We start from the raw sequence: 12,310 nt of genomic DNA, 5'->3' as shown, positions 1-12,310 counted from the left end.
CAACATATCCTATTGCTATAAGGTGAATTATGTCAACGCATTATAATCTATTATTATCACTTCCTCTTAATATACCTTCAGCTGTTGAGCATTCCGCTGTACTGGAATTTGTTCTCAATGGTCATGATGTTCCGCCAACACATTTTCCTAATCATCCGTTCTTTGAAAACTTCAATCCAATATATCGTTTTCATAACTCTTATAAGAGCTTCGTTTCAGGTGCATGGAAATCAGAGTTCTGGCTGGAGCAGGATTCAAGCGGAAGATTTTGTAATGCTGGAGTCAATCTTTGTCTACCAGGCAATAAGCTAGAAGGAGTTTGGGAAGATACTCTTCCTCTGGTTCATTGGTTGGCCTCAATGTCATCAGTAAACCGAGCTGTCGGTATTGTCGTTGCGGAAGAGTTAAGTAATGATGAACCAATGGTGTTATTTGTTCGAGGTTCGAAGCTCTTTATTTCCGTATCGAAGCATGAAGAATTTTACAACTTTGACGATGCACTAGTTCAGTAATGATAAAGCTTAAAAAAAACACTCGAAGCTCGTCCACTTAGTGGGCTAGAATCTCCGCTTGGAGTTTGGCGAAAAGCCACATTCACTTGTTATGTTTGCCTAGAGAAGTGCACGGTATTAGTAAGGTATTGCAATCTATTTTGCTACTTCAATACTCAATATCAACGCACAGGTTCTTTCTTGTATAAGAGTTAATGAAAAGAAAGGGATTCTGTGCGTTTTCTTTAAGTTCTTTATATAGGATTTAATAGCAATCCTTATATTTTCACAAAATAATCAAGAGGTTACATCCATTAAATTGCGGAATCAGTAAACGGTTTGGAGCAGTGTCTATATTCATGTCGGTCGAGGGATTAAGGCCTTCGCCACAAATTTCTAATTTATCCAGAATTCAAAAAGATCAAGTTTCATTTCTTTAAAAACTTTTTAGTGCACTATTTAAATCCATTAAGATATCTAAGATACCAAGCTTAAAGGGTGTTTGCATGTCTTGTCTAAACGTTGATATTTTTCCCGAGCCATGTCTTGTGACATATTTGGATCACAGTATTGTTCATATGAACCTTGAAGCCAGAGAGCTTCTTTTTGGTTCCAATTCATCTGAAACAACTCAAGAAAGAACTGATTGGCAGAGCTTCTTAGAAATGGATATCAACAATGCATTGAAATTGCTTGATAGCAAACAGATACCTACGGAATCGACATTCAAAACTCGTTTGTTGACGAATAATGCAATTAACATACAACTGAAATTCAAAAAAGTCCTGATTGAAAAATCTTTTTATCTCATCTACACCATTCGAGATTTAAGCGAAGAAACGCTATTTGAAAACGCTTTAAAAGAGCAGCAGAAATTGTTGCGTACAGTGATTGATGAAAGTCCCGATGTAATTATCATGAAAAACTGGCAAGGTAACTTTGTTCTTTGTAACCGCACTGTGGCGAACCTTTATAAAACAACCCCAGAAGAGATGATTGGCCGTGATGATGGATATTTCACTGGTAATGAGCAGCAGAACCGTTTCTTTCGTGAAAATGTACAAGCAATCATGCGCAAGATGGAAACAGAAATTGTTTATGAGAACTCCACTAATGCTGAAACAGGGGAAATTCGTCATTTCCAGTCGATAAAAAAGCCTCTGTTAAATGATAAAGGTGAAAAGCAGATATTGGTTATTGCCCATGATATTACCGATATTGTTCGTGCCCGGGAAAGTATTGAGGAGAGTGAAAAGCGTTATTCCTATGTCATGGATGCAACATTGGAAGGTATTTGGGATTGGGATGTCACTACTGGCGCACTTCGGCACAATGATCGTTGGTACGAAATCTTGGGTCAAGAAGAGCTTGAAACCCCATCAACCGTTGAACGATTTATTAATAAACTTCATCCAGAAGATCGCGAATTAGTCATGCAAAGAGTAAAAGCCTGTTTGGATGGTGAGCAAGAATATTATTACTCAGAGCATCGAATGCTCAAGGTGGATGGCAGTTCTACTTGGGTTCAAGATCGAGGCAAAGTTGTAGAACGTGCAGAAGACGGAACCCCTTTGCGCATGGTTGGGTCTTTTACGGAAATTAATCGTCGAAAAATTGATGAACAAAACTTACGTGCTGCTAAAAAACAAGCAGAAGCCGCCAGTCATGCTAAGAGTGAGTTTCTGGCCAATATGTCGCATGAAATTCGTACACCTCTTAATGGAGTTTTAGGACTAGTAGAGCAATTGCTAGACGAGCAGCTTAGTCCAGATCAGCGTCAGCGACTGGATATGGTTCATAGTAGTGGCGAACTTCTATTGAATATTCTGAATGATATTTTAGATTTCTCAAAAATTGAAGCAGGAAAAGTTGAGCTAGATGAGCACAGCTTTTCTTTGAAAGCAGCGGTAGAAGACACTGTGGGCTTAATGCTGGCACCAGCTAAAGCAAAAGGACTGGAGTTATCCGCACAGATATCCCCGAAGATTGATTGGATACTTGGTGATTCCCATAAAATTAAGCAAATATTGACTAATTTAGTTGGAAATGCGATCAAGTTCACTGAAAACGGCGAGATTAAAATTCGTGTTAGTCAACTTGATCAACGCTATCGAATTTCAGTGGAAGATACTGGCTGTGGTATCGAAGAAAATGAAATTCAAAAATTGTTTCAGGACTTTCAACAGGTGGATGCTTCAACCACACGACGTTATGGAGGAACGGGATTAGGTCTATCGATTAGTAAGAAGTTGGTCGGCCTTATGCATGGTGATATTGGAGTGGAGTCAACGGTAGGTGAAGGCTCTGTTTTTTGGATAGACCTTCCTTTGGTGGTCAGCGAATTACGCACTGCTTCGATTAATAAAGAATCAGAGAAAAAAGATGCTGCACCTAAGAACAAATTAGTTGGCAAGAAAGCTCTTTTAGTGGAAGACAATATCGTTAACCAAAAAGTCGCGGAGGCCTTTTTACGCAAATTGGGCATGCAGTGTGCCGTTGCTGAAAATGGTGAACAGGCAATTAAAATCGTAGCGGAACAATCATTTGATTTGGTGTTAATGGATTGCCAAATGCCAGTAATGGATGGTTTTGAAGCTACGGAAAAGATTCGTAAAGGGGACGCAGGGGAAGAGAGTCGCAAGATTCCGATCGTTGCTCTAACCGCCAATGTCATGGATGAAGATAAGAAACGTTGTGAGGCATCCGGTATGGATGGCTTGATTCGAAAACCTATTAAACTTGAACAAATGATGTCTGAAATTCAAAAAGCGTTTCAAATTCGATCTTAAGTAAATTGAAGTTTCTTAAAAAAAATTTCTATAAAAAAAATTGTTATGTGGAGTCTGACTTGGAATTTCTCACAGCATTTAAATGTGAGAACCCGCATTGATAAATACGGGTTGTTTTATAGGCAAGGCTTCCATAAACGGGGTCTTTGATTTCACTTTACTACAATGGCAAAATCAATACCTTATCTTCATTAAATAGCGGAATCAATAGTCGGTTACGTTTGGTGTCTACATCCATGTCAGCAGGGGAGTTTAGGAATTCGGCAATAGTTTCGTATTCGCCATTTTTATAGACATCAATTGATGAGCTCTCCCAGCTAGACATCGCAAGGCTACCATCTTTCAGCTTTACTAAACCATCTAATCGTGCTCCGTAGGGTTCAGGCATTTCTGTGACTTCGCCTTTGTCATTCATTTTGATCATTTTTGCGCTGGTGAAAAACACCACGTAAATGTCGCCATTGTCATACAGAATCCCGTTTGGTCTTCCCATGTTAGGGTCTTTTAGAATGGTTGCCACTTTGCCGTTTGTTGACACTTTATAGATGGCATCGGTGCCGGAAGCTTCAAATCCCGGTTTCATACCGGTATCGGTTACATAGACGGTATTATTCTCACCGGCCGTAATACCATTTAGAAAACTGCTGCCTTTTACGTCAATGGAAGAAAGCTGTTTTCCGCTTGGTAGTTCAAATACTTGTATTTGCGTGATGTCGGCCACAAAGAGTTTATTACCGATAATCGTCATGCCTTTGGGAGCATGTAATTCAACTTTTTCATTTGCGCCATCAATCCATTTGAGGTCAATTACTTTACCGTCAGGGCTCAGTTTGGAGATAAAACCGTTGTCATCCGCATCGAATGGACTGCCGTTAATATTGGTGACTAAATAAACATCCTGATCGGCATAATATTCGACCGATTCTGGCGTTGCAAAACCGACATCGCTGATCATGATTTTGGTGCTTTCTGGACTAGCGGTAGTGGTTGCAGACCACAATGCGGTCAGTGATGCCAAGAATAACGTTTTAATGCTTTGGGTAGATTTCATAATCAACTCCTGAAAGATGAATGCTCGTGAGGGTGCTGGAAACAGCTTTTTACTTGTTTATTTTAGCGTGATTTTTATTGATTATAGTTATAGAAAATACCTCATTATATTGAAGTATTTATTCACAATTAACCTAAATATCAATGCTTTTACGTATTAAATTTAACTCTGATTATGGTGTATTTAAATCATTATTTATTGGTCCGTAGACGGAGAGTCTATATAGCCTTGATCATCTAGTGCATAGAGTATCTGGACCTATAATATATAGTTCGGTGCCAGCTTGCTAGACTTCATTTCCTGATTAATAAATACCTTGGCCTTTTTTCCTAAGAGAAGTTATATCAATAATATAGATGTGAAATAGTTTTGATACTCTGAATTTATTAACCCAGTAATTTTTTTTGTGATAGTTGATATTGATACTAATGTAGATAGTTATTACTATGGTTAATGATAGTTTGCTTAATGCAGCTCTCGTTAATTACAGAGGGTTAAGTTGTATCCATTTGATTGGGTCAGGATAGTGGCTTGATCTCAAAGGCTCTTGGCATGTATAGGGTAAGTCCTTTGAGTAAGAATAAGAGGTTTCTAAGAAAACCCCGAAAATAAAAACAGCGACAGTTAAATGTCGAAAGACTCCGAGCTGTTGAGTGTTTAACGATTTGAGTCGTTTTCATTTTGATCAACCCTATTAGCTCGCTTAAACCCTCGGTAAAAATATAGATAGAGGAGTACTCATTTAATGAAAATGAAAACCAATAAGATCTTAATGGCATCTATGATTACAACTGGTTTGTTTTTAACTGGCTGTAATAGTGATTCAGATTCTAATCTTAACCCAGTAGAAACCACTATTGAAACACGCACTCTGAGCAGTCTAACTTCTCGAAGTGCGAACGACATTAACCAGAACCAAAGTGGTTTGGTCAGTGCTAATACCGTATATGATTGGGTCAATAACTGGGAGCAAAGTCGCCCGGAAAACATACAGGGCCGACTGTTTGTTTTGCAGTTGAACTCAGCGGGAGCTGAGGATGAATTCAACTTCATCAAGCATGACGATGAAAATGTTTTTACGATCGACTATTTGGACTGCTGTAGCACTCCGACTTTTTCTAACACTCGCAATGATGGCGTGTCTAACTTGCCTTCCTCTTTGCCGGACGGTGAAACTATGGATGGAATTCTGGCGACTCTAGGGGTTAATCCAAATGAGGATATGATTCTAATTGTCTCTGGTGATGGTGGCGGAACAAATTTAAGTGCTACTCGTTTATGGTTGACGATGACCTACTGGGGGGTGACACCTGAACATATTGCTATTATGGATGGGTCGGCGACCCATCAGCTGCATCCAAATAATAATGCCAGCGTCAATGCATTATCGGACATTTTTGTTGCTAATGCGTCGACTCCTCCGGGTAATGGAACGACTTCGGTCAAAGATATTCCATATGATGCCACGGTAATTAATGCCACTATGGGAGATATCATGACCGTTGCTAGCGGAGAGCAGCCAGGGTTTATTGTGGATGCGCGTAGTGAAGATGAATACAATGGTATTGTGGCACTTAAAAAATCTAAAGCCGAAGAAAAGACTTGTGGTGCAGACGGAGTAAGCCAGTGTTATACGGCCTTTGAAGGACATATTAAAGGGGCTGCTCGTATTGAATGGACAACTCTTTTCAATACAAATGACCAGACAGTGGATGTGAATGGAGATGGTATTGTCGATAGCAAAGATGCTTCTCACACTTATAAAAACTTGGCAGATTTGGAGCAGCTCTATATAGACGCCGGCTATCAAGAGGGGGATACTTTGTACCCTTACTGTCGAACAGCCACTCGTGCTTCAGCCAATGCTTTTGTGCAAATGGCTATTCTGGGCTACCCAACCGCCGTTTATGACGGCAGCTGGACTCAGTGGGGCAAGATGGCTGATGCGCTCGATAAAAACGGTAATCAGATGTTGGCATTTGATAATCAGTGGCGCACTGATGTTACCGATTATTCAGAATCAATCACCTACAACCCGGACTACCTGAATGTTCAACAAATCAATGGGTTGAATGCAGATGCTGCTTCAACTAATGCTATTGTTGAAGAAGATAAGGCCTATAAGCAATAATAGGACAATTTGACTGCCTACTCTCTTTGGGTTGGCAGTCATTATTGATCACTTACCACTCATTCTCATTATTTCTCTTTTTTACACCTTTTCTCTATCTTTTCGGCTTCCAAGCTTGCTTTTATCAGATATTTATTCGTTTTAATAATGAGGAGTATTTATGGGAATATATGGGCATGCGCCTGATTTCAAGCAATAAATTCTGTAAGCGTTCTTCAGTAGATAGTGTTTGTTTAGTGGAAAGGTAACAATTAATGAGTTAGATCACATTTGTTTGATTTTTACCGTTATTTTTTGCCAGATATAAAGCTTGATCGACTCTTTGCAATAATTTAATGGGAGTGTCATTTTTATTAAGTGATGTAACACCAAAGCTACAGGTTTTTATCTCGGTATTTTTCGGAGGACTTTGTTCAATAAGTTTTCGTAACTTTTCTGCAATTTGGCCGGCAGATGCAGAGTCTGTTTCAGGGCAAATGATCAAGAATTCTTCTCCCCCCCAGCGCCCAACTGTGTCGAATAAACGTGTATTGTTTTTAAGCATTGTGGCAATATGAACAATCACTTCATCACCTATGATGTGCCCATAGCTATCATTTACGGATTTAAAATTGTCAATATCACACAGAATAATAGATAGTTCGTTCTGGTAGCGGTTGGCTCTTGCAATTTCCGCGTCTAAAATGTTATCTAATTGAAATCGGTTATTGAGTTGTGTCAAAGTGTCGGTTGTGGCAAGCATTTCAAGTCGTTTTTCATTCTGTTTTTGGTCTGTGACGTCATAACATGAGCCGATATAGCCGAGAAAGGTTTCATCCAAATCGTAATAAGGTCGGCCGATATCCAATATCCATCGGTATTCTCCTGAGTGATTTTTCAGGCGGTATTCCATCGAAAATGACTTTCGTTTATCAAAATGAGTAGTGTAAATTTCAATGCATCGATCTAGATCGTCGGGATGAACACCTTCTAACCAACCAAAACCATATTCCTGCTCCATGGTTCTTCCGGTAAATGCTAGCCACGTTGAATTAAAGTAGTCACAGAGTTTGTCAGTGTTCGCTCGCCAAATAAGAGCTGGAAAGTCTTCAAGGATGCCAATATAAAGCTCTTTTGCTTTTTGGATATCGATTTGATGTTGTTTTAATTCAGAATTTTCACGTTGCAGATCAGAAATCTTTTGTTGTAATGCCTCGATTAAAACCTCATTTTGGGATTCCATATTACTTCCTTGTTACCACGACTAATCACACTCAAACACAAAAAACTTCAACCATGAATCTAAAAAGAGACCATCTTATTACACAGTTAATTAATCTCATAAAGCTATGGTGAGTCAAGAATTATATTTCTTTTTCATAGAATCATTTTTTTGAATCATTCTTTGAATGTGTTTTGTGTGTGATTTATGCCACTTTAGTGTGTGCGTAAAAAACTAGATGGATTTTTAGAGGCAATCATTGTTCCTTAAAAACCTTTAAGGTCGCTGTATTTATCCCAGGGGAAAGTCGTGTTTTGTAGGATTGCTATGACAGCAAATAAGTGACAGAGTGCACCCAGTTAGATATGGTAAAACTCGAAGGGTTTATTGGATTTTTTAGCTAAATACATGGCCGCGTCAGCTTGTTGAATAATTTTTTCAACATCTGTTTCGGGGTCATTAAACAGTTGTACACCAATGCTTAACCTGCAGAGAAATTCGTCCTTTCCAATGTTGTAAGGTTTATTTACCTCATCAACAATCTGTTTACAGGTCGCTTTTGTTTGTTGGTGTGCTTCATATTGGTTGGCTGATAATCCATTTATCAGAATAATAAATTCATCACCACCCCAGCGAATTAGCATATCCTCTTCACGAACTACAGTATTTAGGCGTTGGGCGACAGATTTTAATAATTGGTCTCCGGTGTGGTGGCCTTTTTGATCATTCACTTCTTTGAACTTATCCAAATCTAGAAACAAAATGGCGAAGTAATGTGCTTCTGCTTGTTGTGCAGCGATTTTCTGTACTAAATTATTTTTGATAGCGTAGCGGTTTGGAAGATTAGTCAGTTGATCGTGATAAGCAAGTTTTTCTGCTTCTAAAAGTGCAAGCTTACGTTCATTGATATCTCGCGACAAAACAATAAACCGAGTGCCTTTTGGTTTAGCCGTTTCATCATTTGTGGTTTCTTTGCGAGCAATAGAGATTTCAAACCAGAGTTTGCCAAGAGGGGTTGGTAAAAGAATATGTTTACCATGAGAATAACCATTTTGTTTAGCATCTTTGAGTGCTCTCATGACTATCTGAGCTGCTTCTGGAGGTAAAACCTCAGTAACGGTTCGACCTAACAATTGCTCTTCGGGTGCGACAAGTAGCTCTGGACGTAAAACCCTTGCATCCCAGTGAAGTCCTTCTTCATCTAGCTCAAACATCAAATCTGGAATAGCACTTAAGGTTGAAGATAGCTCATCATAGGACGGCTGTGCAATCGCTAAGTTGGCTGTAGCGCGTTGATCGCTAATCATTAGGCGATGCAAAACACGATTCCAAAATTTAATTAGTTTAAATTTAAAGGTTTGGAGCATGCTAATAAGCTACCTGTTATTCACTTTTATAGGTTTCTACCAGTAAAGAATATAGCAAATAGCTCATTTACCGTTAATTAATTTGCAACGAGCTTATGCAAACAGAAAAAGTATTCACGACTTTTAGTTGAGGATATTGGTTGTCGTCTATTTAAAGTCTAGATTGTGTTGAAGTGTTTCTGTTTCAACTTAATCAGGGTGTTTTTCTGAACGGATTGAACTAAATCAATTGCGTTTTCCAATGAGACAATTTGGCGATGGCGATCACGCATTTCAGGCCACTGGTCGAGAATTTGACTCACTTCTAGGGTGTAAACTTTGACTGACATATTTCCACCCCATTTTTTGTGCTGGTATTCATCGAACTGCACAGGATTAATTTGTCCTATTACACCTGCTTCCTCGAAAGCTTCTTTGGCAGCAGAGTCAAATGCGGTCATATTTAATTCCACCTGACCTTTTGGAAAAATCCAATTATCGTTCTTTTTGGGTTTAGTGGTGATCAAAACAACTTTGATTCCATCATTATCGATAATCAGTGGAATGGCGGCAGAGCGCTGTTGTAGCCAATCAGGTTGGTTTGCCATAGATTTTTTTCTCTATTTTTTATAAAAATAAACGTTACCGGCCGGTAAAGATTATTGGGTTTGAGAAGGAGCCAGTTCTTTTTTTATCATTTCTAGAAGCGGATCTGGGTGCATCAGTGTTAAAGGTTTTCCATTGACAAAAAAGCTCGGAGTTTTTTGACTGCCAGATGCCTTAAAGTCTTGTTTGTCGAGTTGAATGATCTGAGAAATCTCCGTACTTTGCGCATCAGTTTTGGCTTTTTCTATCGCCAATTTAGAGCCTTCAAATAACGTCCAAGGATCAATTCCTTGTTTGCCATGCGGAGCCCAAGCCGGTTGATAAGCCATTAAGACTTCCAGAACTTCGTTAAAATAGCCTTGCTGTCGCGCAGCCTCTAGAATGCGGATTGCTTGTTCAGATTCTTTGTGAAAATCCACATAACGAATGACTAGTTTGACATCATTCGGGTATTCGCTGAGTATCTGTTTGATATAGGGATACATTGCTCGACACGCTTCACAAGCTGGGTCAATAAATTCAACCAGTGTTACACGAGCATTGGTGTTCCCTATTACTGGCGAGTGTTCTGCTGCCCAAAAACTGGATTGGCCTGTTTTTGAACTAGAGGCTTTGACTGAAGTATGATTCTCAGCTGTATTAGGGATTCCGCTTACGGTATAAATGAGTAAACCAACTAGAATGGCTAAACTTGTATAAATGAATTTTTCAAATTTATTCATATGGTTACATTTAATAGTTTATTTGCTGTCTTAGGGTCTGTTGACAATTCATAATTAAGCTCTGCTCAAACCATTTTTCGTTCCAGTAAGGCAGAAAGAGCGTGAAATAGTCATTCTATTTGAGCGAATTTCTAACACGACTGGGGCAAAAATGGCTTGAGCCCTTCGGGTTGCGCTTAAAAATGTCGCACTCTTTGTTGCCCATCGCTTATTTGGAATAACCAAACTACGCTCTGAGCGTCGCGATTGCTGCATTTTTAAGCAGCAACAGAGTCAAGTCTGAAATGTCAACAGACCCTAGTAGTGTTAGTTATATTCACCAGGTGTTGCAACTTTTTGAACCGTCACTTTGCCGACTTTTTGCCCTGTCATGCGTAACAGCTCATCGCCAGAGAATTCATAACCCAGCTTGTAGCCAATACGTGCGACATCATCCGCTGTTGCACAGGCTAAAACTTTTGCTTTAAGTTCAGGATCATCTTGCATGATTTTAATAAATTCGCGTAATTGATCTAGTGCCATAATTAAATTCCTCTTAATTAGATGTATTGTTCGTTTTTTTAGCCGCTGGGAATTTTCTTCGGTTTTTGTTTTGTGGACGATTATTCGGTTTATTAGAAACTTTACCGGCCGGTGAAGATTGATGATCACCAGGGTTGGTCGATTTTCCACGGCTATTTTCAGATTGCTTCCTACTTCGGTTCGCACCACTGGTCTGTTTTTGTGGTTTATCCGTTTTTCGCTCTGATGAGGGTTCATCCCAGACTTTGTTCTTTTTGGGTTTTTTAGGTTTTTTCTTTTTAAGTCCAATACGTGATTGAGGGACTTCTTGTGCTGGTTCAAAGCCTTTAATAATTTCACGAGGCAAATGTTGGTTAATCAGATTTTCAATACCTTGTAATTCTTTTTGCTCTTCAATACATACTAATGAAATCGCCTCTCCGTTGGCACCGGCTCGACCGGTACGACCAATTCGATGGACATAATCTTCTGAAACATGAGGAAGTTCAAAATTCACCACGTGCGGCAATAAATCAATATCAATCCCACGAGCAGCAATGTCGGTAGCGACTAACACCTGAATTTTGTTTTCTTTGAATTCATTCAGCGCGCGAATTCGGGCGTTCTGGCTTTTGTTGCCATGAATCGCTGCAGCACGAATTTTGTGTTTTTCCATTTGAGTGGCTAAACGGTTTGCGCCATGTTTGGTACGCGTAAAAACCAGTACCTGAAACCAAGCATTGTCTTGGATGAGTTTAATCAGTAGCTTGGTTTTTTGGGCCTTATCTACGGGATAAATTTTTTGTTTAACCGTTTCGGCAGTCGAGTTTTCAGGGGTGACTGAAATCTCTACCGGCCGGTGGACTAAACCTTTTGCCAGTTCACGAATTTCTGGTGAAAAAGTGGCTGAAAATAATAGGTTTTGACGATTTTTGGGAAGTAGTTGAAGAATTTTTTTGATATCACGAATAAACCCCATGTCCAACATTCGATCTGCTTCATCCAACACTAACACTTCAAGGTCATCAAATTTCACTGCGTTCTGTTGATATAAATCCAGTAAACGGCCGGGCGTGGCCACTAAAATATCGACCCCTTTACGTAAGCGCTGCATTTGTGGATTGATTTTCACGCCACCAAAAACCACACTTGAGGTTAAGGGTAATTCCTTTCCATAGGTTTCAACACTTTCGCTGACTTGCAAGGCAAGTTCTCTGGTTGGTGTCAGGATGAGTGCTCTGGCTTGATTACCTTTGGCTTTGGTGCCTTGAGAAAGTCTTTCTAAAATCGGTAGCGTAAATCCGGCGGTTTTTCCTGTTCCGGTTTGTGCCGCTGCCATGACATCTCTACCCTCTAAAATCGCTGGGATTGCCTGAGCTTGAATGGGTGTTGGAGTGGTATAGCCGGTGTTTTCGACTGCTTTTAAGATTTGGGCGTTTAGCCCAAGTTCGGTAAATTTCATAGAAGCGCTT

10 protein-coding genes are annotated in these 12,310 nt (G+C 39.6%); 3 read left to right on the top strand and 7 right to left on the bottom strand.

Annotation, left to right across the window (positions count from 1 at the left end; translation table 11 throughout):
* The first annotated feature begins 29 nt into the window (after positions 1-29).
* Together D9T12_RS06820 and D9T12_RS06815 are read left to right on the top strand one after the other, a co-directional pair.
* Entirely contained in the window at positions 30-512 is a 483-nt protein-coding gene (locus D9T12_RS06820) for a hypothetical protein (protein ID WP_130537469.1), read from the top strand.
* Between the two features lie 485 nt (positions 513-997).
* The gene (locus tag D9T12_RS06815) at positions 998-3,280 is read left to right on the top strand and encodes a hybrid sensor histidine kinase/response regulator (protein WP_130537468.1); all 2,283 of its coding nucleotides are present in this window, start codon (positions 998-1,000) and stop codon (positions 3,278-3,280) included.
* A gap of 160 nt (positions 3,281-3,440) precedes the next feature.
* Here D9T12_RS06815 and D9T12_RS06810 read toward each other — a convergent pair whose 3' ends face one another.
* Positions 3,441-4,331, bottom strand: a complete 891-nt coding sequence (locus D9T12_RS06810) for an NHL repeat-containing protein (protein WP_130537467.1) — start codon at positions 4,329-4,331, stop codon at positions 3,441-3,443.
* 745 nt (positions 4,332-5,076) lie between these two features.
* Here D9T12_RS06810 and D9T12_RS06805 point away from each other — a divergent pair.
* On the top strand, positions 5,077-6,462 hold the full coding sequence (locus tag D9T12_RS06805) for a sulfurtransferase (RefSeq protein WP_130537466.1): 1,386 nt from the start codon (positions 5,077-5,079) through the stop codon (positions 6,460-6,462).
* 259 nt (positions 6,463-6,721) lie between these two features.
* Here D9T12_RS06805 and D9T12_RS06800 read toward each other — a convergent pair whose 3' ends face one another.
* The 6 genes from D9T12_RS06800 to D9T12_RS06775 form a co-directional block, all read right to left on the bottom strand.
* A complete protein-coding gene (locus D9T12_RS06800; RefSeq protein WP_130537465.1) occupies positions 6,722-7,684 on the bottom strand; it encodes a sensor domain-containing diguanylate cyclase in 963 nt (320 codons plus the stop codon).
* A 338-nt stretch (positions 7,685-8,022) separates the two neighbouring features.
* Positions 8,023-8,970, bottom strand: a complete 948-nt coding sequence (locus D9T12_RS06795) for a sensor domain-containing diguanylate cyclase (protein WP_206199078.1) — start codon at positions 8,968-8,970, stop codon at positions 8,023-8,025.
* Positions 8,971-9,188: 218 nt separating this feature from the next.
* Positions 9,189-9,617: an NUDIX hydrolase gene (locus tag D9T12_RS06790; protein ID WP_130537463.1), complete on the bottom strand. Its 429-nt coding sequence runs from the start codon at positions 9,615-9,617 to the stop codon at positions 9,189-9,191.
* 51 nt (positions 9,618-9,668) lie between these two features.
* Complete coding sequence (locus tag D9T12_RS06785; RefSeq protein ID WP_130537462.1) at positions 9,669-10,337, bottom strand: DsbA family protein; 669 nt, start codon at positions 10,335-10,337, stop codon at positions 9,669-9,671.
* A 306-nt stretch (positions 10,338-10,643) separates the two neighbouring features.
* On the bottom strand, positions 10,644-10,859 hold the full coding sequence (locus tag D9T12_RS06780; protein WP_130537461.1) for a Nif11-like leader peptide family natural product precursor: 216 nt from the start codon (positions 10,857-10,859) through the stop codon (positions 10,644-10,646).
* 13 nt (positions 10,860-10,872) lie between these two features.
* Complete coding sequence (locus tag D9T12_RS06775; RefSeq protein ID WP_130537460.1) at positions 10,873-12,300, bottom strand: DEAD/DEAH box helicase; 1,428 nt, start codon at positions 12,298-12,300, stop codon at positions 10,873-10,875.
* Positions 12,301-12,310 lie beyond the last annotated feature (10 nt).

It is taken from the genome of Thiomicrorhabdus indica (genome assembly GCF_004293625.1).
Lineage (GTDB): Bacteria > Pseudomonadota > Gammaproteobacteria > Thiomicrospirales > Thiomicrospiraceae > Thiomicrorhabdus > Thiomicrorhabdus indica.
This window is presented reverse-complemented; position numbering and strand designations above follow the sequence as displayed.